Origin of the sequence: Streptomyces sp. NPDC052114 (genome assembly GCF_040680155.1) — a bacterium.
GTDB lineage: Bacteria > Actinomycetota > Actinomycetes > Streptomycetales > Streptomycetaceae > Streptomyces.
In genome coordinates this window covers 89,912-113,817 of record NZ_JBFAWC010000008.1, presented here as the reverse complement: position 1 = coordinate 113,817, position 23,906 = coordinate 89,912, and the positions used below count along the sequence as shown (strand labels likewise).

17 protein-coding genes are annotated in these 23,906 nt (G+C 72.5%); 9 read left to right on the top strand and 8 right to left on the bottom strand.

The window, feature by feature from the left end:
- Nucleotides 1-3: 3 nt before the first annotated feature.
- Both AB0L89_RS19115 and AB0L89_RS19110 read right to left on the bottom strand, forming a co-directional pair.
- On the bottom strand, nucleotides 4-1,884 hold the full coding sequence (locus AB0L89_RS19115; RefSeq protein ID WP_365142212.1) for a glycosyltransferase family 87 protein: 1,881 nt from the start codon (nucleotides 1,882-1,884) through the stop codon (nucleotides 4-6).
- A gap of 201 nt (nucleotides 1,885-2,085) precedes the next feature.
- Nucleotides 2,086-4,707 (bottom strand): D-alanyl-D-alanine carboxypeptidase, encoded by a 2,622-nt coding sequence (locus AB0L89_RS19110; RefSeq protein ID WP_365142210.1) that lies wholly within the window; start codon nucleotides 4,705-4,707, stop codon nucleotides 2,086-2,088.
- Between the two features lie 337 nt (nucleotides 4,708-5,044).
- Here AB0L89_RS19110 and AB0L89_RS19105 point away from each other — a divergent pair, with 337 nt between their 5' ends.
- The 3 genes from AB0L89_RS19105 (at nucleotide 5,045) to AB0L89_RS19095 (ending at nucleotide 7,524) form a co-directional block, all read left to right on the top strand.
- Nucleotides 5,045-5,806, top strand: coding sequence for a GPP34 family phosphoprotein (locus AB0L89_RS19105; protein WP_365142208.1), 762 nt, complete (start codon nucleotides 5,045-5,047; stop codon nucleotides 5,804-5,806).
- A 405-nt stretch (nucleotides 5,807-6,211) separates the two neighbouring features.
- Nucleotides 6,212-7,069 carry a helix-turn-helix transcriptional regulator gene (locus AB0L89_RS19100; protein WP_365142206.1) on the top strand — a complete coding sequence of 286 codons (858 nt, stop codon included), beginning with the start codon at nucleotides 6,212-6,214 and terminating at the stop codon, nucleotides 7,067-7,069.
- A gap of 245 nt (nucleotides 7,070-7,314) precedes the next feature.
- The gene (locus AB0L89_RS19095) at nucleotides 7,315-7,524 is read left to right on the top strand and encodes a DUF397 domain-containing protein (protein ID WP_365142204.1); all 210 of its coding nucleotides are present in this window, start codon (nucleotides 7,315-7,317) and stop codon (nucleotides 7,522-7,524) included.
- Between the two features lie 182 nt (nucleotides 7,525-7,706).
- Here the strand turns inward: AB0L89_RS19095 and AB0L89_RS19090 are convergent, their stop codons facing one another.
- Nucleotides 7,707-8,546: a hypothetical protein gene (locus tag AB0L89_RS19090; protein WP_365142202.1), complete on the bottom strand. Its 840-nt coding sequence runs from the start codon at nucleotides 8,544-8,546 to the stop codon at nucleotides 7,707-7,709.
- A gap of 80 nt (nucleotides 8,547-8,626) precedes the next feature.
- Between AB0L89_RS19090 and AB0L89_RS19085 the strand changes: the two genes are divergently transcribed.
- Together AB0L89_RS19085 and AB0L89_RS19080 are read left to right on the top strand one after the other, a co-directional pair.
- Nucleotides 8,627-9,418: an SDR family oxidoreductase gene (locus tag AB0L89_RS19085; RefSeq protein ID WP_365142200.1), complete on the top strand. Its 792-nt coding sequence runs from the start codon at nucleotides 8,627-8,629 to the stop codon at nucleotides 9,416-9,418.
- Between the two features lie 275 nt (nucleotides 9,419-9,693).
- Nucleotides 9,694-11,268, top strand: coding sequence for a sodium:solute symporter family protein (locus AB0L89_RS19080; protein WP_365142198.1), 1,575 nt, complete (start codon nucleotides 9,694-9,696; stop codon nucleotides 11,266-11,268).
- Nucleotides 11,269-11,328: 60 nt separating this feature from the next.
- On the opposite strand, the gene AB0L89_RS19075 is transcribed toward AB0L89_RS19080, so the two are convergent.
- Complete coding sequence (locus AB0L89_RS19075; RefSeq protein WP_365142197.1) at nucleotides 11,329-12,447, bottom strand: ADP-ribosylglycohydrolase family protein; 1,119 nt, start codon at nucleotides 12,445-12,447, stop codon at nucleotides 11,329-11,331.
- Between the two features lie 257 nt (nucleotides 12,448-12,704).
- Here AB0L89_RS19075 and AB0L89_RS19070 point away from each other — a divergent pair, with 257 nt between their 5' ends.
- Nucleotides 12,705-14,174 (top strand): serine/threonine-protein kinase, encoded by a 1,470-nt coding sequence (locus AB0L89_RS19070; protein WP_365142195.1) that lies wholly within the window; start codon nucleotides 12,705-12,707, stop codon nucleotides 14,172-14,174.
- Here AB0L89_RS19070 and AB0L89_RS19065 read toward each other — a convergent pair.
- The gene (locus AB0L89_RS19065) at nucleotides 14,161-16,545 is read right to left on the bottom strand and encodes a tetratricopeptide repeat protein (RefSeq protein ID WP_365142193.1); all 2,385 of its coding nucleotides are present in this window, start codon (nucleotides 16,543-16,545) and stop codon (nucleotides 14,161-14,163) included. The genes AB0L89_RS19070 and AB0L89_RS19065 overlap by 14 nt on opposite strands.
- Before the next feature lie 180 nt (nucleotides 16,546-16,725).
- Between AB0L89_RS19065 and AB0L89_RS19060 the strand changes: the two genes are divergently transcribed.
- Nucleotides 16,726-18,147 carry an FG-GAP-like repeat-containing protein gene (locus AB0L89_RS19060; protein WP_365142191.1) on the top strand — a complete coding sequence of 474 codons (1,422 nt, stop codon included), beginning with the start codon at nucleotides 16,726-16,728 and terminating at the stop codon, nucleotides 18,145-18,147.
- A gap of 57 nt (nucleotides 18,148-18,204) precedes the next feature.
- Here AB0L89_RS19060 and AB0L89_RS19055 read toward each other — a convergent pair whose 3' ends face one another.
- Both AB0L89_RS19055 and AB0L89_RS19050 read right to left on the bottom strand, forming a co-directional pair.
- Nucleotides 18,205-20,817, bottom strand: coding sequence for a bifunctional FO biosynthesis protein CofGH (locus AB0L89_RS19055; RefSeq protein WP_365142189.1), 2,613 nt, complete (start codon nucleotides 20,815-20,817; stop codon nucleotides 18,205-18,207).
- 142 nt (nucleotides 20,818-20,959) lie between these two features.
- Nucleotides 20,960-21,829 (bottom strand): TIGR03619 family F420-dependent LLM class oxidoreductase, encoded by an 870-nt coding sequence (locus tag AB0L89_RS19050; protein ID WP_365142187.1) that lies wholly within the window; start codon nucleotides 21,827-21,829, stop codon nucleotides 20,960-20,962.
- 127 nt (nucleotides 21,830-21,956) lie between these two features.
- On the opposite strand from AB0L89_RS19050, the gene AB0L89_RS19045 reads away from it, so the two are divergent.
- A complete protein-coding gene (locus tag AB0L89_RS19045) occupies nucleotides 21,957-22,382 on the top strand; it encodes an ankyrin repeat domain-containing protein (protein ID WP_365142185.1) in 426 nt (141 codons plus the stop codon).
- A gap of 70 nt (nucleotides 22,383-22,452) precedes the next feature.
- On the opposite strand, the gene AB0L89_RS19040 is transcribed toward AB0L89_RS19045, so the two are convergent.
- On the bottom strand, nucleotides 22,453-23,178 hold the full coding sequence (locus AB0L89_RS19040; protein WP_365142183.1) for a hypothetical protein: 726 nt from the start codon (nucleotides 23,176-23,178) through the stop codon (nucleotides 22,453-22,455).
- 284 nt (nucleotides 23,179-23,462) lie between these two features.
- Between AB0L89_RS19040 and AB0L89_RS19035 the strand changes: the two genes are divergently transcribed.
- Nucleotides 23,463-23,813, top strand: coding sequence for a hypothetical protein (locus tag AB0L89_RS19035; RefSeq protein ID WP_365142181.1), 351 nt, complete (start codon nucleotides 23,463-23,465; stop codon nucleotides 23,811-23,813).
- The last annotated feature ends 93 nt before the right edge of the window (nucleotides 23,814-23,906 follow it).

Sequence of the window (23,906 nt, the reverse complement as noted above, 5' to 3'; positions counted from 1 at the left end):
GCGTCAGCGGGCCAGCTCCTCCGGGCAGGCCGTGCCGCGCGGCAGCTGGTAGGGCGCGCCGAGGCGGTAGGTGCCGGCCTTCGGGGCGAGCAGCTCGGTCCACTTGTCGCCGGCCCGGTCCTCCCTGGCCTCCATCAGACAGCCGTGGACGTTCGCGAACTTCTTGGGCCGCTTCTCGTTCAGCTCCCGCTGCCGCTTGGACGCGTCGGTCTCCTTGGGCTGCTCGACGCCCTTGCCGTCGGCGTCCACGATGCTCAGCCACGGCGAGTACGGGATGCGGATGGTGACGCGTCCCGGCTTCGTCACGCGGATCGTCATCTCGCCCTGCTCGGCGCGCTCCACCACCGCGTTCGGCTCGGCGAGCGGCTTCGGGTCGGTGACCTCGTACAGCTGCCAGTTGGAGTCGACCCACACCTGCCGCAGATACGGCAGGCCGTCCTCGACGAGCTGCGCCTCGCGCTTGCCGCCGTCGCCGTCGGGCTCGCCCTTGGGCAGCACGACGTAGTGCACGGACCAGCGCTGGAGCCACTCGTGGTAGTTCGCGGAGTTCAGGGTGTCGTCGTAGAAGAGGGGGTTGCGCTCCATGTCGGCCTGGCGGTTCCAGCCGCGGGCCAGCTGCACGTACGGGGCGAGCGCGGACGCCTCGCGGTGGCTGCGGGCGGGCACGACCTCGACGCGGCCCTTCTCGGCGCCGACCTCCTGCAGTTCGTTGACCAGCGGCGCCAGCTCGCGCGTCCAGGAGGCCTGCGGCGTGGTGTGGATTATGTCGTCGACGGCCTTGAAGCCGACCCAGCCGGTGAAGCCGACGAACGCCACGACGATCACGTACCACTTGCGGGACTTCGGCACGGTGTACGGCAGCGCGGCGAGCAGCGCGACGCCCGCGAAGCACATGCCGAGGCGGCTGATGTTGGAGCCGATCTGCGAGCTGATCAGCCAGACGCCCAGCACGAACGCCGCGTACACGGCGGAGGTGATCCGCACGGTCTTCCACTGCTCGGGCACCACGAAGTACACGATCACCGCGAAGACCAGCGGCAGCGACGCCGAGCCGAACGACATCGGCTGGGTGCCGGAGAAGGGGAAGAGCCACGCCGACAGGCCCACGACGATCGAGGGCGCGACGCCGAGCGCGTACGCGCCCGGGTAGCGCTTGCTGAGGAACAGCGCCACGGCGACCATGCCGACGAAGAGGCCCGCCACCGGGCTGCCCATCGTCGCGAGCGCCGCGAACGGCGCGGCGACCAGGGCCTTCGCCCACCGCTTGTAGCGCCAGCGGTGCGGCCAGCAGAAGACCGCGGCGACCGCCATCAGCGCGAACATCTGGCCGAGGCCGTAGGTCACACGGCCCGAGATCGCGTTGCACAGGAGCGCGAAGACGCCCGCGGCGACGGGCGGCCACAGCTGCTTCACCGCGCGGCTGCGCAGGAGGATCAGCGTGAGCAGCGCCGCCGAGACGGTCCCCGCGATCATCATCGTCGTCCGCACGCCGAGCACGGACATGAGATACGGCGAGACGACGCTGTACGACACCGGGTGCATGCCGCCGTACCAGGCGAGGTTGTACGCCGAGTCGGGGTGGCGCCCGACGAACTCGGCCCAGGCGTCCTGCGCCGCGAGGTCGCCGCCACTGTTGGCGAACGTGAAGAACCAGATGACGTGCAGCACCCCGGCGACCACGGCCGTGATCGTCACCGGGTGGCGCAGGAAGCGCCTGTGCCACGGCTCGGCGGGCTCCGCCCCGGTGGTGCTCCGCTGGGCGGGCAGCTTTATTCGCGCACCGGTGGGACCGCCGTCGTCCGCGCCCGTGCCGGGCCGGGCGTCGTCCGTGCCCGTGTCGGGCTGGGCGTCGTCGTCGGCGCGCGTCGGCTCCGCTGTGGCCACTGAAGGCTCTCCCCGTGTCGTCCTGTCCCCCGGGGTCGCGCCGACGAGGGTTCGTCCCGGAACACCCCGTCCTCGGCCCCGGCATACTGCCCCCGAGCCTGTGACGCTAGCACGCAGCAGCGAGGGGAGGCCCGGTGCGGGGCCTCCCCTCGCGGGCGTGCGGCATATTCCTGCCGCCGTCGCGCGGCGGCCTTCGCGCGCCTAGCCGACGCGCTTGAGCTTGGCGCCGAGGCCCGGCTCGGACAGGTCGCTCTGCAGCGCGACGGGCACCTCGACGGCGCCGCCCTTGCCGTCGCCGACGCTCAGCACGCCGACCTCGGTCCCGGCCTTCGCCGAGTGCGGCAGCGACTTGCCCTTCTGCGCGTCCAGCTCCAGCTTCACGGTCAGACCGGACCAGCCGACGGCGGAGACGTCCTTGGTGGCCACGACCGGCGTCGAACCGCCCAGACCGTCCTCGACCCGGCCGACCACGTCGCCCTTCTTCACGATCTTCTTGGACTTGAGCGCGCCCTTGCCGGCCTCGATGAGCTCCTTGGTGACCCGGGTGACCTCGTCGATGTTGGCCACGCCGTTGTCGCCGTACTGGCCGAGGGTCGCGCCGATGATCGTCTGCGGCTTGCCGTCGACCAGCTGCTCCGCCGCGAAGAGGATGTTGCCGCCCGCCGCGGTGGTGGTGCCGGTCTTGATGCCGATCGCGACGGTCGGGACGAGACCGAAGAAGTTCTTCTGCTTGTCGCCGTTGAGGTCCACGTAGCTGGGCTGGCGGGAGATCTCGTTGAAGACGGGGTTCTCCATGGCCGCCCGGCCGAGCTTCACGAGGTCCTCGGCGGTCGAGACGGTCGTCTTGTCCAGGCCGCTGGGGTCCGTGTAGTGGGTGTTCTTCATCCCCAGCTCCTTGGCCGTCTTGTTCATCTTCGCGACGAACTCGTCCTCGGAGCTGCTCTTGGTGTCCCAGCGCGCCAGGAGCTTGGCGACGTTGTTCGCGGACGGGAGCATGACGGCCTGGAGGGCCTCGTACTGGGAGATCTTCTGGCCCTCGGTGACCTTGACGACCGACTCGTTGGCCGGCTTGCCCGTCTCGTAGTGCTTCTGCGCGGCGGCGTCGACGGGGATCTTCGGGCCGTCCTTGCCCTTCTCCAGCGGGTGGTCACGGAGGATGAGGTACACCGTCATGACCTTCGCGATGCTCGCGATCGGCACGGGCTTCTGGTCGCCCGACGTGCCGAAGCTGCCGATGCCGTTGACGTCCATCGCGGCCTGGCCCTCGCCCGGCCACGGAATGGTCGGCTTGCCGCCCTCGAAGGAGACGGACTCCTGCGCGGTGAGCTTCAGGGTGGGCGTCGGCAGCGGGCGCACGGCCTGTACGACCGCAAAGACGACGATCAGGAGCAGCACCAGCGGCGTCCAGATCTTGACCCGGCGCACGGCGGTGCGGGCCGGGGTCTCCGCGGGCGGCGGGGTGTTGGTCAGCTCGGCCAGCAGGTCCAGCGGCGGCTTCGGCGGCAGGGGCTGCTGGGTGGTCCGCTCCACGGGGGCGGGCGGGGGCACGTCGGCGGCGGGCTTGGCGGAGGCACCGGGCTTGGCCGCGGGGGCGGCGGCACCGGCCGCCGCCGCCGCGCCACCCGTCGCGGGCTTGGCCGACGGCTTCGCGGACGGCTCGTCCAGCGGCTTCAGCGCGACGAACTTGCTGGTCCGCTCGGCGTCGGCCTCGGGCTTGGCGGCGGGCGCCTTGGAGTCGGTGTCCGGGCCCGTCTTCGCGTCCGGCTCGGCGTCCGGCTTCGCGTCGGTGCTCTTGCCGGCGCCGGGCTTGCCGCCGCCGGGCTTGTGGTCGCCCAGCTTCAGCATGGTGGTGGGCTGGTCGACGCCCTTGGCGCCGCCCGCCTTCGGGGAGAGCGCCTTGAAGACGGCGGTGGCCTGGTCGACGCCGGTGGACTTGGGGGCGTCCGTGGACTTGGGCGAGTCCGTGGACTTGGGCGAGTCCGTGGACTTGGGCGAGTCCGTCGACTTGGGCTTGTCGGCGGGCTTCGAATCGTCGGTGGACTCGGTGTCCTTCGCGGCGGGGACGTCCTTGGCCGGAGCGTCCTGCCCGGCCCCGTCCTCGGCGCTCCTGGAGCCGGTCCCGTCCTCGGCGGAGGCGTCGGCCTTCGGCTCGGCCGCCGTCGCGTCGGCCGCCTTCGGCGTCACCGTCGTGAAGACGGCGGTGGCCTGGTCGACGGCGGTGGGCTTGGAATCATCGGTGGACTTGACGTCGTCCGCCGCCGGGGTCTCCTCGGCCGTGGCGTCATCCTTGGCCCCGGACGTGCCCTCGGCCTCGTCCGACGCGCCTGCTGCCCCCTGTGCAGGAGCGTCACTGCTGGCCGGGCTCACGTCCTTGCCCGCGTCCGACGCGCCGTCGGCCGCCGAGGGCTCCTCAGCGGATTCCTCGGACGTCTCGCCCGCCTCGGACTTCTCGTCGTCCGACGTCGCGACCCACGCCGCGACCGCGGCCCGCAGCCGCGCGTCGCCGTTCGGCTCGCCGCCGGCCGCGCCGCCGGAGGCCGCGTCGCCCGCCGGGGTGTCGGCGGCGTCGGCGGAGTCCGCGGCACCCGAACCATCCGAGGTGTCCGCGGCGCCGGAGGCTCCGGACGCTTCCGAGGACTCCTCCGGAGTTCGCTTCGAGGCGTCCTCCGAGGCACCCTTCGCAGCCTCCTCCGCGGTCTCCTCCGAGGCCGACCCCGAGGTCTCCCCCGCCGTCGCGCCGTTCCCGGCCGCGCCGTTGACGGCCTTCGTGCCGAAGACCGCCGTGGCGTGGTCCTCACGCGCCTGCGGCGTCTCGCGGGTCATCGCGAGACGCGGGTCCCGTTCCTCCGGCGCCGGCGCAGACGACTCCGCCGCAGTCGGGTTCCCCGACGACTTCCGCTGCTTCGACCTGTCGGGGGTCTCGCCCGCCACCGATGCCTCCTCGTACGCCATGCCGTATGCCGATGCTGATGCTTGCCGTGCGCCAAATCCGGCCGGACTCCACTGTCCGAACCGTGTACCAGTGTCCTGTGTGAGGGCTTAACCCTCGTGGTAGACGAGAACGACATACCTACTGGTTCCCGTACATCCCGCCCACGCACTCTCGACAGACCAATGTGAGAGGGGTCACCCTGTCATTCATCCACGCGGGGAGGCATGGATGGGCAGGAGCCGCAGAACAATTCCGGAGGAGCTTCTGCTGCTCGCTTTGGACCCGGCCACGGGTACCACAGCGCAGCCGCAGTCGCTCGACCTCGGTCTGGCCGGAGCACAGCTAGTGGAGCTGGCGCTGGCCGGACGGATAGCCCCAGACGGGGATCGTATCGCCGTGGTGATGCCACGGCCGACCGGAGATCCGACACTGGACTCCGCACTGGAACTGCTGCGCAGGCGCGGCAGCCCGGTTCGGGCCGTCCACTGGATCGGCGGGCCCAGGCTTGGGCTCCGCCAGACGTATCTCTCGCATTTGGAGCGGTGCGGCATGGTGCATGCCGTGGCGGGCCAGATGTGCGGGGTACTGCCGACGACTCGCTATCAGGCGACGGACACGGCCATCAGCCGGGAAATCAGGTCCCGGCTCGATTCGGCGATCCGTACCGGCGTACCGCCGGACCCACGGACCGCCGCGCTCGCCGCACTGGCCCACGCGGTCGGACTCGGCAAGCATCTGTACCCCGGGAACGAAGGGCGTTCATCGCGCTCGCGCCTCCGGGATCTCATCAGGCACGACCCCATGGGCGGCCTCGTGGCACACGCCGTGATGGACGTTCAGAACGGCGTGGCGGCTCAGCCGCGCCGCAGCGCCGCACCAACCGGTCCAGCGGGACCGGGCGGACGGCAGCCGGCCCGGTCGGCGGCGGACCCCGGAGGGGTTCCACTGCAGCCGCGCCGCGGTTCCATGGCACGCGCCGTGGCCCACTGAGCACGGCCCAGCACCACCATCACGTCCAGGCACCACGCCACGTGACACCTCAGGCAGGCACGACCGTCACGTGACGCGCTCAGGTATCGCACGATTCAGGTATCGCACCACCAGCACACACCGCTCAGCACCACCGCACCAGCGCCGCGCCGCAGTCCCCCAGACCCGGTTCGGGAGCCGCTGGGCCGCGCGGGGCGGGGCACCGGACCGTCCGGACGACGACACCCCGGTGTCACCGTCCCGCGTGGCCGCACACTCATCGGCGCCGCAGGGAGAACGCACCTCTGTCGCTCGACCTCACGTCCGCACATCCGCTGTTTCCCAGCGGTGCCGCACTCGTTGGTGGCACTCTGCTGAGCAGTAGATACGCAAAGTAGAGGCATGCAAGCCGGAGGTGCACGTCCCGTGGCGTCCAATGTGAATCCCACCGTCAGGCGACGCCGGTTGGGCCAGGAGCTCCGTCGGCTCCGCGAGCTCAAGGGCATGACGGCCGAGGAGGTCGCCGAGCGCCTGCTCGTCTCGCAGTCCAAGATCAGCCGCCTCGAGAACGGCCGCCGCTCGATCAGCCAGCGCGACGTCCGTGACCTGTGCGGCGTCTATGAGGTCGAGGACCACCGCATCGTCGATTCGCTGATGCAGATGGCCAAGGACTCCCGCCAGCAGGGCTGGTGGCACTCCTTCGGCGACATCCCTTACAGCGTGTACATCGGTCTGGAGACGGACGCGGCGTCCCTGCGCGTGTACGACCCGCAGGTCGTCCCCGGCCTGCTGCAGACCCGCGCCTACGCCGAGGCCCTGATCACCGGCGCCCTGCCGGAGACCACGCCCACCGACATCGAGAAGCGCGTCCAGGTGCGCATGCGCCGCCAGGACCGCATCGCGGCGCCGGACAATCCGCTGCGCCTGTGGACCGTGCTCGACGAGTCGGCGCTGCGCCGCGTCGTGGGGTCCCGGCACCTGATGCGCGACCAGCTGGAGCATCTCGTCGAGCAGTCCCAACTGCCGCACGTGACCGTCCAGGTCATCCCCTTCGAGATGGGCGCGCATCCCGGGCTCAACGGCCAGTACGCGATCCTGGAGTTCCCCGACGCCGCCGATTCCAGCGTGGTCTACATCGAGGGCGTCACCAGCGACCTGTATCTGGAGAAGGCCAACGACGTCCAGCAATACAGCGTGATGTACGAGCACTTGCGGGCCCAGGCGCTGAATGTCGAGCAGTCGCGCCAGCTCGTCGCGGACATCGCGAAGGAGTACGCGCGCTGAGCGAAGGGGTACGCGCGTCGAGCGAAGAGGTGTGCCGAGCGGCCCCGTACGGGAAAGTGCCGCACGGTACACCCTTGCGTCGGCGAGGCGGAAGGCCACCCTGGAATATGCCATCCGGTTGAGTGAACGATCCCTTCACACAGCGATGTTGGCGAGTAGCGTCATTCACGCCATCGGGCAGAACGTTGGCGCATACCGCCTCGCGCGGTGACAGCAACTCAACAACTGGGCAAAACGGAGCAGACATGGCAATTCAGCAGGGCGCTTCGCCTTCGTGGGTCAAGTCCTCGTATTCCACCGGCAACGGCGCGTGTGTCGAGGTCAAGTCACCCGCCACCACCGGCATTTCCGTGCGTGACTCGAAGGTCGTCGAGGGCCCGGTCCTCGCCTTCCCGGCCGCCTCGTGGAACGCGTTCGTCACCGAGGTGAGCCGGGGGGCTTCCGACCTCGCGTGAGACTGCAGCGCACCACGACGGAATTACCCGCAGAACAACCGCATAAGCACCACCGAATGAGCCCTCTCGACTGGCCCGCCGTCCCGGCCGAGGGGGCTCGGCCTTGCGCCGGCGCGGGGCGGGGCGCACGTCGCCGCGCACGCCTCGGCGCGCGGTGCCCCTCCCCGGCGCAGGAAGCCCCCTCAGCGCAGGGCGTCGACGTACGCGTCCGTCCCCGGCACCGTCGGGATGAACGGCGCCACCAGTTCCACGCGCCCGAGCCCCGACTCCGCCACGACCTCCTCACGCCCCGCGAAGTGCGCCTCCCAGCAGTTCCGCGGGTCCTCCTGGAGGAACCACAGCAGCGTCAGCCGGGTGCCCACGCCCTCGACCTGCTTCACGTACGTCATCCGGTCCCCGGGCAGCGGCGTGGGCCGGAAGAGCGTCACCATCGCGGCCGGCGAGCCCGCGAGCGCGCGCGGCAGGTGCCGGGAGCGCAGCCACTCCAGCAACTCCGCCCGCTGCTCGGGGCCTTCGGCGTCGACGACCTCCAGGACGAGGCCCTTGTAGGGGTGGTCGAGGGCGTGGAAGTCGCGCGGGCCCGCCGCGCCGTCCCGGTAGACGGTCGCCTCGTGGTCCTGGAAGGAGGTGAAGACGTGCGTGCGGTCCTGGTAGACGCGGCCGTCGCGGTTGAGCCGCTTGTTGATGCCCACGGTCCACTTCATGTGGTCGTCGTAGCGGCCGTCGGTCACCCAGTACGTGGAGAGGTAGCAGCCCGCGGTGACCGGCTCGGCGATCGCGGACTTGTCGGGGTAGCGCAGCAGCTGGAGCTCGCGCGTGGCCACCCAGCGGCGCCCCGCGTACATCCAGGGCATGGCCATCGCGCCCGCGTAGTAGTGGTCGTCCTCGTACCAGCGGTTGTACGCGTACTCGTGCCCGGGGTGCGGCTCGACCATGGTGATGAGGGCGTGGCCCGGGTGGACGCCGTAGGGACCGACGGCGGCCAGTTCGGCGTACGTCTCACTGCGCGTCTCCTCGCTCATGCCTCTCCCCTTCCTTCCTCCGGTGGACGCCCATACTCTGACGCCCCGTCAGCAAAACTGCCAGAGCCGGGAGGCGCTCCATGCCGTCGCTCCTCGAATCGAAGACCGTCGTCGTCTCGGGCGTCGGCGCCGGGCTCGGCCATCAGGTCGCGGCCGCCGTCGTGCGCGACGGCGGGCGTGCCGTGCTCGGGGCGCGCACGGAGGCCCATCTCGCCAAGTCGGCCGCCGAGATCGACCCGGAGGGCACCCGCACCGCGTACCTCCCCACCGACATCACCGACGAGCGGCAGTGCGCGGCGCTCGCCGAGCTGGCGCGCGAGCGGTTCGGCGGGATCGACGCGGTCGTCCATGTCGCCGCCTGGGACAGCTACTTCGGCGGCCTGGAGGACGCGGACTTCGACACCTGGCGCGGCGTCCTGGACGTCAATCTGCTCGGCACCCTGCGCATGACGCGCGCGTGCCTGCCCGCGCTCAGGGCGCGCGGCGGCGGCTCGGTGGTGCTCATCGGCACGCAGTCGGCCGTCGCGGCTCCCTCGGAGGTGCGGCAGGCCGCTTACGCGGCGTCCAAGGGCGCGCTGACGTCGGCGATGTACTCGCTGGCGCGGGAGCTGGGCCCGGACCGCATCCGGGTCAACACCGTGCTGCCGGGCTGGATGTGGGGGCCGCCGGTCGAGGCCTTCGTCCAGTTCACCGCGCACACCGAGGGCGTGCCGGAGGCGGAGGTGCGCGCACGCCTCGCCTCCCGGATGGCGCTGCCCGACCTGGCGACGGACGGGGACGTGGCGGACGCGGTCGCCTTCCTCGCGTCCGACCGGGCGCGGTCCATCACGGGACAGTCCCTGCTGGTGAACGCGGGTGAGTTGATGCGGTAGTCCACCCGCCCCGCGCCCCTTCGGGGGCGCTTTTTCATGCCCGTACGCACGTCCGCGCTCCACCCTTGCCCGCGCCCCGCTGGTCACGTACATGAACACAGATCAGCAAACCGAACGATTTTACTCGCTCTTGACCCTGCGGGCGGTTGTCCGGGGTGTGCGGCCGAACCCACGATGAGCGGGCACTTCCGGGCCGCCCCCGTCCCCCTTGGCCCGCTCTGGCGAAGTGCCAGCCAGCTATGCGCAGTTCACCAGGCGGACCCCTGGAGGGCCATATGAACAGTCTCGACTGGGCCGTGCTCATCGGCTACTTCGGCGTGATGGTCGCGATCGGCGTGTGGTCCCACAAGCGGGTCGACAACGTCAGCGACTTCTTCACGGCCGGCGGCAGGATGCCGTGGTGGCTGTCGGGCATCTCGCACCACATGTCCGGCTACAGCGCGGTGATGTTCACCGGCTACGCGGGCATCGCCTACACCTACGGCGTGACGTCCTTCGTCACCTGGTCCTTCCCCATCGCCCTCGGCATCGCGATCGGCGCGCGGCTCTTCGCCCCCCGCATCAACCGCCTGCGCTCGCGCCTGCACGTGGCCTCGCCGCTCGAGTACCTCAAGAACCGCTACAACCTGCGCACCCAGCAGGCGCTCGCCTGGTCCGGGATGCTCCTGAAGATCGTGGACGTGGGCGCCAAGTGGGCCGCCATCGCGACCCTGCTCTCCGTCTTCACCGGCGTCTCCCTCAACCAGGGCATCCTCATCACCGGCGTCATCACGGCGATCTACTGCACCATCGGCGGCCTGTGGGCCGACGCCCTCACCGAGCTGGGCCAGTTCATCATCCAACTGCTCGCCGGTATCGCGATGTTCGTGGCCGTCGTCGCCAAGCTCGGCCCGCACGGCGGCTTCTTCGGCGTCTGGGACGAGCCGGAGCTCGCCGGGCACGCCAAGCCGCTGGTCGGTCCGTACGGCACGGTCTTCCTGCTCGCGTTCCTCTTCATCAAGCTCTTCGAGTACAACGGCGGCATGCTCAACCAGGCGCAGCGCTACATGGCGACCGCCAACGCCAAGGAGGCCGCGCGCTCCGCGAAGCTCTCCGCGGCCCTGTGGCTCGTCTGGCCGCTGGTCCTCTTCTTCCCCATGTGGATGTCACCGCTCCTGGTCGACGCCAAGAAGCCCGACGGCTCCGACGCGTACGCCCTGATGACCGAACAGCTCCTGCCGCACGGCCTGTTGGGGCTCGTCATCGTCGGCTTCTTCTCGCACACCATGGCCATGTGCTCCTCCGACGCCAACGCCATCGCGGCCGTCTTCACCCGGGACGTGGCCCCCGCGCTGTCCGCGCGGGCGCGCGGCTGGAACGAGCGCACCGGCCTGCTGGCCGCGCGCCTGACGACGGTGGTCTTCCTCGGCCTGTCCATGGCGGTCGCCACGCAGGTCAACTCCCCCACGTTCAAGGACATCATCACCGTCGTCATCAAGTGGGTCGCCGGGCTGATGGGCCCGATCGCGATCCCGATGATGCTGGGTCTGCTGCGTACGTTCCGCAAGTCCGGGCCGACCGCGGCGCTGACCAGCTGGGCGGCCGGACTCTTCGCCTTCTACCTGGTCAACTACCCGATCGACAAGGCGCTGGGCGGCGTCGCCCTCCAGTACCAGGTGTCCATCCCGCTGGCCGTCTCCCTCGTCCTCTACATCGCGATCGGCTACCTGAAGCCGGAGGACACCCCGGAGCGGGACGCGCTCATCGAGCGGATCAACACGGACGACGACGGCTCCGAGGGAGCGGCGGCGGCCGTGCCCGCCCCCGCCGAGCCGCGCGACGGCACCGTGGGCTCGCCGCTGAAGGACTGACGTACCCCGAAGCACCCGAGGTACGGGCGCGCGCCGCGGGACGGGCGCGCGCCCCGGCGCTCACGCCCGCGGATAGCGGGTGAGCCAGCCCGGTGAGGAGACGGCGGGCCCGTGCAGGGCGGGCCCCTGCGTCATCTCCATGGCGAAGTCGTCCGCGAGTTCCAGGATCGTGGGCCGGCCCTCCAGCTCGGTGAGCCACCCCGGCGGGAGCGCGGTCTCCCCGTGCAGCGCGCCCAGGAGCGCCCCGCACAGCGCGCCCGCCGCGGCCGACGCCCCGCCGTGGTTGACGGCGAGCCGCAGCCCGTGCCGGATGTCCTCGCCGACCAGGGCGCAGTACACGGCGGCGGCGAGCGCGCCCTCGGCGGTGCCCTCCGCCAGGAGCTCCTCGACGCGCGCGGGCGTGGGCATGCCCTGGCGCACCGCTCCCAGCGCGTGCCGCAGGGCGTCCGTGACCGGCTGGTGGCCGGGGCGGGTGGCGAGCAGCGCGAGGCAGCGCTGGATCGCGCCGTCGAGGGACTCCCCGCGCGCCAGGCCGTGCACGATGACGGTGTGCGCCCCGGCCGCGAGGTAGGCGGTGGGGTGGCCGTGGGTCTGGACGGCGCACTCGACGGCGAGCTGGAGCACGAGCTGGGGCTCCCAGCCGACGAGGAGGCCGAAGGGCGCGGACCTGACGGCGGCCTCGGCGCCGCGCGCGTCGGGGTTCTTGGGGGCCTCCAGGGTGCCCATGACGTCGTCGCCCAGGCCGCCGAGGCAGGCGCGGGACGGGGCGCGCCGGGTGTACAGCCACTCCTCGCGGGCCAGCCAGCCGTCCTCCTTGCGCCGCTCGTCGGGGCCCCAGTCGCTCTGGGTGGCGGCCCAGCGGCGGTAGGCGCGGTGCAGGTCGGTGGGCGGGTGCCAGGCGCCGGTGTCGCGGCGCACCTGGGCGCGTATGAGCCCGTCGACGGTGAAGAGGGTGAGCTGGGTGGCGGCGGTGACGGCGCCGCGCCTGCCGTGCGCGGGCGCGGGCTCGGTCAGCCCCTCGGCGCCGTGCGCCTCGCGGATCGCGTCCAGGGAGAGGCCGTCGACGGGCGCCCCGAAGGCGTCGCCCACGGCGGCCCCGAGGAGCGTCCCGCGCACCCGGCTGCGGAAGTCCTGCTGCTCGGCGCGGCCCCAGACACCGGTGGCTGCTGCAGTGCCCACGGGACCTCCTTCCGTGCCTCGGCGTGCCTCGTCGCGCCCTCGTCGGGTTGCGACTGCGCAGCACTGTAATCGACCGGGAACGATCGGTTCAGGTGCCAAGTGGTATGCGAAGAGTGGCCCTTGAGGTCGCTTTTGAACGACGTTCACGGGAGCTTCGCAGCGGCTCCCCAACCCCGCGCAACACGGGCCGCCGCGGGCGTCCGCGCCCTAATCTGGAGCCCGCCGTGACCGGGGTGGGACGGCGGATCGGGGGGACCGTGGCACAGGGCGCTCAGCAGGGCCAGTCGATCGACGGCCGGTACCGGCTCGTGCGCAGTCTCGGCACCGGCGGCATGGGCCGGGTCTGGGAGGCGCACGACGAACGGCTCGACACCAGGGTGGCGGTCAAGGAGCTGTGGCTGCCCCCCGCGCTCTCCGCCGCCGACCGCGCCGAACGCCTCCAGCGGGCCGAGCGCGAGGCCCTGAACGCCGTACGGCTGCGCGACCACCCGAACATCGTCACCGTGCACGACGTCGTCATCGAGGACGCCGCCCCCTGGATCGTCATGGAGCTGGTCACCGGCGGCACGCTCCAGGAGCGGCTCAAGCAGGGCCCGCTGTCGCCGGAGGCCGCCACGCGCGTCGCCACGGGGCTCCTGAAGGCCTTGGAGGCCGCGCACGGACGCGGCGTCGTGCACCGCGACGTCAAGCCCGCCAACGTCATGGTGACGCAGGACCGCAGGATCCTGCTCACCGACTTCGGCATCGCCGTCCACCGCTCCGACCCGAACCTGACCGCGACCGGCGTGGTGATCGGCTCGGCACCCTACCTCTCGCCGGAGCGGGTGCGCGGCGAGCGCGGCGGCGCGGCGGGCGACCTGTTCTCGCTCGGCACCACGCTGTACGAGGCCGTGGAGGGCGTCGGCCCCTTCCACCGCGTGTCCACCGCGGCGGCGCTCCACGCGGTCGTGTACGAGGAACCGCCCGCCCCGCGCCGCGCGGAGCGGCTGACGGACCTGATCACGGCCCTGCTGGCGAAGGACCCGGCCGACCGGCCCTCGATACCGCAGGCTCAGGGGCTCCTGAAGAAGGCCGCGAAGTCGGCCAAGAAGCCGGTGGCGGAGTCCGGTTCGGGGGCGAGCGGCTCGGGGGCGGGCAGCTCGGGGGCGGGCAGCTCGGGACAGAAGAGCCCGGGGGCGAAGGGCTCGGGCGCCAAGGGCTCGGGGGCGAAGAGCTCCGGCGCGAAGAACCCGGGACCGGCGGGACCCGCCCCTGCGCCGACTCCGAAGCCCAAACCCAAGCCGAAGCCCAAGCCCGTTGCCGCACCCAAGCCGGTCCTCAAGCCCACCCCCACCCCGTCGGCCGGCACCTCGGCCGGCACGTCGACCAGCTCCGGCAGTGCGGGCACCGTCTTCGGCTGGCTGGTCGTGATCGCCCTGGTGCTCCTGGGCCTGTACTCCGAGAACGAGTCCTTCGCCGACTGGGTCAGCGCCGACCTGAACGGCGACATCGCCTCCGCCCAGGTCGACGACTGCGTGCACCTGGTCGAACAGGACGAGGACCACACGGCGCAGTGGGTCCGGGTCCCCTGCTGGTCCGCCGCCACCCGGTTCTCCGTACGCCAGCGGAAGATCGGTCAGGTCTGCGAGACGGACCCCCTGTGGAAGAACGGCATCGGCGACCGGCGTGACGTCTACTTCAAGGTCGACCAGGCCTGGACCGGCCACCTGTGCGTCATGCCGAAGTAGCCCGGAGCCGCTCCCGCTGGGCCCGCGCCCACGCGTACTCCGGGTCGATGCGCAGCGCCTCGTCCAGGGACGCGAGCGCCTCCGCCGTGCGGTCCAGGGCCTCCAGGGACAGGGCCCGGCTGCCCCAGGCCCAGGCGTAGCCGGGGTCCAGGGCGAGCGCCGCGTCGAACTCCGCGACGGCCTCCTCGTGGCGTTCCACGAAGCGCAGGGTGTCGCCCCGCTCGCCGCGCACGCCCGGCGCGCGGGGGTCCAGTTCCTGGGCGCGGTCCAGGTCCGCCAGAGCGCCGGGGACATCGCCCAGGTGCCGTCGGACGTGCGCCCTGCGGGCCAGGGCCCAGGAGTAGTCGGGCCACAGGGCGATCGCGCGGTCCAGGTCGTCCAGGGCCTCGCGGGGGCGGCCGAGCCCGTACTTGACCTGGCCCCGGCTGCCCAGCGTCAGGGGCTCGCGGGGGTTCAGCCCGTACGCGCGGTCCAGCCAGGGCAGGGCCTCCTCCAGGCGACCCATGCGGCGGTACGTCTCGCCCCGGTCCCGCGCCGCCCACTCCGCGCCGGGCGCCAGCTCCTCGGCGGCGGCCAGATGCCGGAGCGCCGTGTCGAACTCGCCCAGGGCCCGGTGGGTGATGGCCAGGCCGTGGTGGCCCCACGGGTCGCCGGGCGCGAGCTCGATGGCGCGCTCGTGGTCGCCCAGGGCCTCGCGCAGCCGGCCCAGGTGGAAGAGCTGGAGGCCGTGCGCGTTGTGCGCGGCCGCCCTGCCCTCGTCGTCCAGCTCGGGGCGGGACAGCAGGAGTTCGAGGACCCGCAGCGCGCCCGTCCGTTCGTCGGACAGCGCCCGCCGGCAGTCCGCCGACCACTCCGCCAGGTGCCCGGCCTCCGTGTCCTCGGCGGCGTCCGCCACCGCCCGCGCCCACTCGCGGGCCACCGCCGTGTCCACGCGGCACGCGTCGACCCCGGACAGCAGCGCGGCGGGCAGCGCGGCCCGCGGCCCGGCGCACAGCCCGTGGTACAGCTCCTCCACGCGCAGCGCCCGCCACGCCGGGCGCATCCAGGGGCGCCCCACGGCGTCCCGGGTCTCCTCCTCCAGCGCCGCGCGCCGCCCCGCGTACAGCTCGGCCAGCCGCGCGTGCGCCGAAGTCCACTGGGAAGGGGCCGAGTTGCGGCGCAGGCGCAGCATCGGGGCGCGGACGACGTCGTGGTAGCGGGCCGCGCCCCGGCGGTCGGCGCGGACGAAGGGCATGGTGCGCAGCCACGCGTAGAGACCCGCCGGGTCGCCGCCCCCGAGCGCCGCGCGCACGATGTCCTCGTCCAGGCGCCGGGGCAGCGCGCAGTCCAGGGCGGCGGCCCTGCGCACCGGGTCCTGCTCCCACTTCAGGAAGCGCTCCACGGCGGTGGCGCTGGGGTCGCCCACGTCCTCGGGGCCCGCCGGGCCCGTCTCGGCGAGGGTCGAGACCAGGACGGGCAGCCGGCCGGAGAGGCGCAGCACCTCGGCGACCACCGGTTCGTCGGTGACGCCCTTGGCGGCGAGCAGGCCGCGCGCCTCGGTCTCCGTGAAGGGCCGCAGCGGCAGCTCGGCGGCGAAGTCCGCGGCGCCCTCCCAGCGGGCCGGGTCGAGCGGTCGCTGACCCGCCGTCACCACCACGACGTTGGACGGCAGTTCGCCGTGGCGGTCGCTCGTCATGACGTCGTGCAGCCACCGGTCGAGGTAGGGCGCCGTCCGTTCGTACGTGTCGAAGAAGAGCACGAGCCAGGGGACGACGTCGGCGGCCGCGGCGAGCTCGTCGAGGAGCACGGGGGTGAGGGACCGCTCCGGCTCCAGGACCAGGCGGGCGTCCTCCTGGCTGCGGAAGCGGGCCCGCAGCCGGTCCGCGCCCGCCGCGAGGCGCTCCGCGTCGACCAGTCCGGCGAGGGCGCCGACGACCGGGACCGTGCCGAGCGCGACGACCCCGGCGCGGGCCGCGAGGGCGCTGCCCGCCGACGGAGCGTCCGGCTCCGGTTCACCGAGGGCGGCCACGACGGCCTCGTGGCTGCGCTGCCGGTAAGTGGCGAGCGCCCGGTCGAGGGCCTTCAACGGCCGCCCCTGCTGGGCGAATTGTGAGGAAATCTCCGCGAGGACGTCGGGGATCCCGGCCGCGCCCTCGTCGATGTGCGCGACGAGGGCACCGCGGTCCGCGGCCAGCTGCCCCATCTCCCGCGCCAGGGACGTCTTGCCGACGCCCGCGTGACCGCGCACGTGGAAGAGGAAGCGGTGCCGGTCGTCGTCCGCCGGCAGGTCGAAGTTGGCACGGAACGCCGTCAGTTCCTCGCGCCGCCCCACGAACCCCGCCCGGCGTCTGCGCCGGATGAGCTCCTGCATCGACACCCTCGCCCGTGCCATCCGCCCCTCCCGCGCCCCGGCCCTCGCCCCAGTCTCCCGCATCCGCGCTCGCCCTGTGATGAACGGAAGTTGGCATCAGTGGAACCAAGACGCCACTCGGAGAAGTCCCTGGGATATACAACCTTCACCTCCGGTCCCTCGTCTTCACCAACGCCACAGACATTCCCCACAGGAGGAACAGTGCGCCGCAAGCTCATCACCGCACTCGCGGTCACCTCGCTGGCCACGCCGCTCGTGCTGGCCGCCACCGCCGGGTCCGCGTCGGCCGCGCCCACGCCGCCCCGCACTCCGATCACCGACTTCAACAAGGACGGCTACGCCGACCTCGCGATATCCGCCCCGGGCGGCCTCGACGGCGGCACCCCCGGCCAGGTCTCGATCGTCTACGGCTCGGCGAACGGCCCCGACCAGGCCCACGCCACCACCATCGACCGCGGCACGCCCGGCGTACCCGGCGAGCCCGAGGACGGCGGCCGGTTCGGCAGCCAGTCGGCCGCCGCCGACCTCGACGGCGACGGCTACACCGACCTCGTCGTCAACGGCGGCCCGAAGGCCGTCGTCCTGTGGGGCTCCCCGCAGGGCCTCACCGGCCAGGGCAGCACCGAGCTGGAATCCAACGGCGCGCACGTCACCGCCGGCGACTTCAACGGCGACGGCAAGCGGGACCTGGTCACGGCCGAGTACCCCGAGCCCGAAGACCCGATGGACAACGACGACGCGGGCATGACCATCACGTACGGCCCGTTCACGCGGGACGGCAAGGCCGCGAGCACCCAGCAGATCGTCACGAGCCAGACCTTCGGCCCCGGCGACTTCGTCGTCGGCGACGTCACGGGCGACGGCGCCGACGACATCGTCACCAGCCACGGCTTCGAGGAGATGGCGTACAAGAGCCAGTTCTGGAAGGGCGGCAAGGACGGCGTGGCCACCACGTCGCAGAAGCTCGCGCCCTCCCTCGGCGGGGCGATCGCGGACGTCGACGGGGACGGCTACGGCGACCTCGTCGTGCGCGACATCGGCGGCAACTTCGAGGACATGCCGTACCAGAAGGGCACGGTCCTCGTCCGCTACGGCTCGGCCTCCGGCCCCTCGGCGACCCGTACCGCGAAGATCACCCAGGACACGGCGGGCGTGCCCGGCGTCGGTGAGGAGGGCGACGAGTTCGGCTCCTCCATCAGCGCGGGCGACGTGAACGGCGACGGCTTCGCGGACATCGCCGTCGGCGTCCCCGGCGAGGACATCGAGACGACCGCCGACGCCGGTTCCGTCGTCCTGCTCAAGGGCGCGTCCAAGGCGAACGGCGGCCTGACCGGCAAGGGCTCGCAGGCCTTCGACCAGTCCAAGCCCGGTGTGCCCGGCGCCTCCGAGAAGGGCGACAAGTTCGGCAGCCAGGTCCTGCTGTCCGACACCAACAAGGACGGCAAGGCCGACCTGACGGTGACCGCTCCCCTGGAGGACGGGACGTACAAGGACTCCGGCGCCGCCTGGCACCTGCGCGGCTCCGCGAGCGGCCTGACCGTCACGGGCATCACGTCCTTCGGCCCCGCCGCCGTCGGCGCCCGCGAGAAGGGCGCCCGCTTCGGCGACTTCCTCGCCCCCTGACGCGCGACCGGCCGGGGCACGGGGGCGTCGGCGCCCCCGGCCCCGGCCGGACCCGTCTCAGCTCTCGACGACGGGCAGCAGCTCCGGCAGATGACCGTCCGAGGCCAGCGCCGCCCGCTGCCGCTCCTCGGGGACCTCGCCGTACAGCGTCGTGCGCGGCCTCGCGGGCCTGCCCGCCGCGTCCGCGATGGCGACCAGGTCCTCGATCGAGCGGTACGAGCCGTAACTGGAGCCCGCCATACGGGAGATGGTCTCCTCCATCAGCGTGCCGCCCAGGTCGTTCGCGCCGGACCGCAGCATCTCCGCCGCGCCCTCCTGGCCCAGCTTCACCCAGCTGGTCTGGATGTTGGGGATGTACGGGTGCAGCAGCACGCGCGCCATCGCCGTCACGGCGCGGTTGTCGCGCGTGGTGGGGCCGGGGCGTGCGATGCCCGCGAGGTAGACCGGCGCGTTCGTGTGGATGAAGGGCAGCGTCACGAACTCCGTGAAGCCGCCGACGCCCTTGGCCAGGGCGGAGCGCTGGACGGCGGCCAGCGTGCGGAAGTGGCCGAGCCAGTGGCGGGGCTGGTCCACGTGGCCGTACATCATCGTCGAGCTGGAGCGGATGCCCAGTTCGTGCGCGGTCTCGATGACCTCGATCCAGGTGGCCGTCGGCAGCTTGCCCTTGGTGAGGATCCAGCGCACCTCGTCGTCGAGGATCTCGGCGGCCGTCCCGGGGATCGAGTCGAGGCCCGCCTCCTTGGCCGCGGTCAGCCACTCGCGGATCGAAAGACCCGTCCTGGTCGCGCCGTTGACGACCTCCATCGGCGAGAAGGCGTGCACGTGCATGCCGGGCACGCGCTCCTTCACGGCGCGCGCGATGTCGAAGTAGGCGGTGCCCGGCAGGTCCGGGTGGATGCCGCCCTGCATGCACACCTCGACGGCGCCGACGTCCCAGGCCTGCGCGGCCCGGTCGGCGACCTGGTCCAGGGACAGGGTGTAGGCGTCGGCGTCGGTCCTGCGCTGCGCGAACGCGCAGAACCGGCAGCCGGTGTAACAGACGTTGGTGAAGTTGATGTTGCGGGTGACGATGTACGTGACGTCGTCGCCGTTGACGCTCTTGCGGATGTCGTCCGCGACGGAGCACAGCGCGTCCAGCGCGGGGCCGTCGGCGTGCAGCAGCGCCAGCGCCTCGTCGTCGGTGAGCCTCGTCGGGTCGTCGGCGGCCTGCTTCAGGGCCGCGCGCACGTCGCCGTCGATGCGGGAGGGCGCCATGCCCGGCGCCGCCTGCTCGCGCAGCGCCTCCCAGTCGCCGTACACCTCGTCGAAGTCGTCGCGCCGGTCGGAGGTGCGCCCCGTGGTGTCGATGGTGCGGTGCAGATCGGTGCGGCCCGCGGCGGCCACGTATCCCTCGTCGGGCTCCTGCCAGGGGTGGCCCTGGACCACCGCGTCCGGGTTCGCGAGGCCGGTCTCCGGGTCGGCGAGCGCCCGCACGTGCGGCAGCAGGCGCGGGTCGAGCCACGGCTCGCCGCGCCGGACGAACTCCGGGTAGGCGCAGAGCCGTTCGGCGAGCGTGAAGCCCGCGGCGGCGGACCGCTCGGCCAGCTCGTCCAGCCGCGGCCACGGCTTCTCCGGGTTGACGTGGTCGATCGTGACCGGCGAGACGCCGCCCCAGTCGTCGATGCCCGCGCCGATCAGCCGCTCGTACTCACCGGCGATGAGGTTCGGCGGGGCCTGGATGTTGCCCGAGGGGCCCATGATGTGCCGGGCCACGGCGATCGTCGCGACCAGGTCGTCGATCTCGGCGTCCGGCATGCCGCGCATCGCCGTGTCCGGCTTGGCGCGGAAGTTCTGGATGATCAGTTCCTGGACGCCGTGGTACGAGCGCGCGACGCGGCGCAGCGCGAACAGCGAGTCGGCGCGCTCCTCGTACGTCTCGCCGATCCCGATCAGCAGCCCGCTCGTGAAGGGCACCGACGAACGGCCCGCGTCCTCCAGGACCCGCAGCCGTACCGCGGGCTCCTTGTCGGGCGAGCCGTAGTGCGGCATGCCCGGCTCGCTCCACAGCCGCTCGGACGTGGTCTCCAGCATCATGCCCATGGACGGCGCGACGGGCTTGAGCCGCTGGAAGTCCGTCCACGTCAGGACGCCGGGGTTGAGGTGCGGGAGGAGGCCCGTCTCCTCCAGGATGCGGATCGAGATGGCGCGGACATACGCGATCGTGTCGTCGTACCCCTCCGCCTCCAGCCACTCGCGCGCCTCGGGCCAGCGCTCCTCGGGCTTGTCGCCGAGGGTGATCAGGGCCTCCTTGCAGCCCAGTTCGGCGCCGCGCCGCGCGATGTCCAGGACCTCGTCCGGGGACATGAACATGCCGTGGCCGTCGCGGCGCAGCTTGCCCGGGACGGTCACGAAGGTGCAGTAGTGGCACTTGTCACGGCACAGCCGGGTGAGCGGTATGAACACGCTCTTCGAGTACGTGATGACACCGGGGCGGCCCGCCGCCGCCAGGCCCGCGTCGCGCACCCGCGCCGCGGACGCCGTGAGGTCGTCGAGGTCCTCGCCGCGGGCCTGGAGCAGGACCGCGGCCTCCGTCACGTCGAGCGCGACGCCGTCCCTGGCCCGCCTGAGCGCGCGCCGCATGGCGTTCGCGGTGGGTCGTCCGGCCTCGTCGGGCTGCGCGCTGTTGGTCATGTCTCCGAGCATACGAGCGAGAACACATGACTCCTACAGATGCTTCCGCCGCTCCGGCCGGGACCGGCGGCCCCGTCGTCGGCGGCCCCCGGCGGGACCGGCGATCGGCCGGTGGCGGGGCGGTGGCGGGCGCGCGGCGGGCTCAGTGGTGCTGGTCCACGTACGGCGCCAGCCCGTCGAGCACCGCGCACACCTCCTTCTCCCCGGCCGGCGGCAGCTGCACGATGACCTCGTCGACGCCCTGGCGCTCGTAGTGCTCCAGCTTGCCGGGGCCCGGCTCGACGGCCGTCAGCGCCACGTACAGGTCCTCGGGCGCCCGCCCCGCGTCCGCCCACACCGCACGCAGCGCGGGCAGCGCCTCGCACAGACCGCGCCCCCCTATGGGCATCCAGCCGTCGGCATACTCCGCGATGTGCCCGAAGAGCCCCGGGCCCGCGGCGCCGCCGATCAGCGTGCGCGGCCCGAACAACGGTCCCTTCACGCTCCGTTCGCGGGGCGGGCGCACCGGTTTGGGGTGGCACTCGCTGGCCCGCACCCCGCCGAACTCCCCCTCGTACGCCTTCGGGCGGTCCGCCCACAACGCCCGCATGACCGCCATCTTGTCCCGCACGACCGCCCGCCTGCGCGGCCAGGTCACGCCGTGGTCCTCGGCCTCCTCACGGTTCCAGCCGTAGCCGACGCCGAGCGTGACGCGGCCGCCGGAGAGGTGGTCGAGGGTCGCTATCTGCTTGGCGAGGACGACGGGGTCGTGCTGGGCGACCAGGGCGATGTTGGTGCCCAGGGCGATCGTCCCGGTGACGGCGGCGGCCTGGGAGAGCGCGATGAACGGGCTGAGCATGCGGGCGCACTCCGGCGGCAGTTCGCCGCCGGGGTAGGGGGTCTCGCGGGAGACCGGGATGTGGGTGTGCTCGGGGAGGTACAGCCCGGCGAAACCACGTCGCTCCAGTTCCTGGGCCAGGCGTACCGGGGTGATCGTCCTGTCGGTCATGTAGAGCGTCGCGGAAATCCGCACGGTCCCTCCGAAGGGGTCGGTTCGGGCCACTCGCGTACCGGCTGTCCGCCGGGTGCTACCCGGGGCACTCTTCCTATCCCCGGAAAGTCGGTTGGTCCATGCCCAGGCGCTCATTAGCCTGGCGCCCGTGAACCGACGCAAGCAGAAGAAGCTGACCCGGCGCCTGGTGGGCGCGGCCATGCTCGGCAGGACGGCGGCGGTCAGGACACTGCTGCGCTCCGGCCTCGATCCCGAGATCCCCGACGCCGACGGCACCACGGCCCTGTACGCCGCCTCGGTGCACGGCGCGGCCGACACGGTGCGGGTCCTGCTGAGGGCGGGCGCGCTGCCGGACACCGAGAGCCGCGGCCTCACCGACGGGACGCCGCTGTGCGGTGCCGCCGCCTGGGGCCACGCCGCCACGGTGCGCGAACTGCTCGCCCACGGGGCCGACCCGAACCTCCGCGAGGACGACGGCACGGGCTCCTCTCCGCTGCGCTGGGCCCGGCAGGGGGCCGACGGACCGCATCCGGAGACGGAGGCGGCGCTGGTGGCGGCGGGGGCGCGGGAGTAGGGGGTTCGGCTGCGGGGTGGGGGCGGGTCCGGCTGCGGAGCGGGGGCCGGTCGCGGGCCGCTCGCCCGGCTCAGCGGGTGCGGGCCGAGGCCTTGTCCTCGACGGCGTATCCGCCCTTGACCAGCTCGCTGTCGGCGGCGGGCGCCATGCACTTGCTGAGGAGCGGCTCTCCCTCCTCGGTGCCGCCGGAGATGCCGACGCGGGCGGGGGCGCCGGTCTTCTCGTCCCCCACGTAGAAGCTGACCCCCATGCGGACGTGCCGCTTCAGGTAGTCGTCCCAGCCGTCGACGTTGCCCCCGGTGCGCACGAGACGGCCGGTGACGGTCGCGGTGGGACCGCCCGTGGTGAGGCAGTCGACCTTGAAGTCACCCCAGTTGACCAGGTCGGGTCCGCCGTCGGGGGACGGCGAGCTGTGGTAGATGCGGAACGTTCCCGAGGACTTCTCGGGGATCGACCAGCCCTTGCTCCGGAAGGTGGCACGGGCGTCGACGGACACCCGGACGTCGTCCTGGGCGACGGGGTAGTCGAGGCGGCCCTCGCCCTTGAGGCGGGAGGTGACGGGCCGCGGCGCCTCCGGCGCCTTCTCCGCCGCGTGCGCGCCCCGGCCGCCGGCCCGTTCGCCGGACGCCGTCGACGCGGAGGCGGCCCCCACGGTGGTGGCGAGCACGGCGGCGGTGGCGAGGACGGTGAGGGCGCGGGCGGACTTCGCGCGGACGACGGGCTTCGTACGGAGGACGGGCTTCGTACGGAGGACGGGCTTCGTACGGACGACGGACTTCGCACCGAAGAAAGACACGGGTAACTCCCTTATGGCGTACGGCTGATGAGGCGTCCCGAGAAGCTCCCGGTCCCGCCCCACCGATCCTTCTCGCCGCCCTGGCCCCGCACGTCCGCCGCAGGGCCGGGCCCGCTCCGCCGCGCGGCGGAACGAGGCGTCCCCCTCGGGGCGCACGGACCCTCCAGGAGTGCGCCCGCCCGAGGCGCGCCCACCGCCGCGTCCACAGCCCGCGTGCGGACCGGTGACGTGACGCCCGCGCTGCCCTAGCATGCGCCAAGTCCGGTGAAATCAGGAGGTTTCGCATGCGACCACGTCCGGCCACCTCGCTGCTGCTGACCGCCGTGCTGCTCGGCGGCGCTGCGCCCGTCACGGCGTACGCGGCGCCGACCGCCTCGTACACCTCGGCACGGCCCTCCGCCGCCTCGGCGGCGCGCACCGGCGCGGGCGTGCTCCAGGCCGAGCCCGTCCACAGGACCGGCTCCGCCGCCGTCACGAAGAGCGGCGTCACGAAGAGCGGCATCGAGAAGACGAGCAAGTCCAAGAAGAAAAAGAAGAAGAGCAAGTCGCTCGGGCTGATCGGCTGGATCATCGTGCTGCTGGTCGTGCTGGTCGTCGTCCTCGCGCTCCTCGCGATGCGCCGCCACCGCAAATAGGCGCCTTTGGGCCACGTCCGGGGCCGATGCGCCGCCCCCGTACGTAGGTCCGTCAATCACCTTCCCTTGACGCACAGTTCACGGCTCAATACC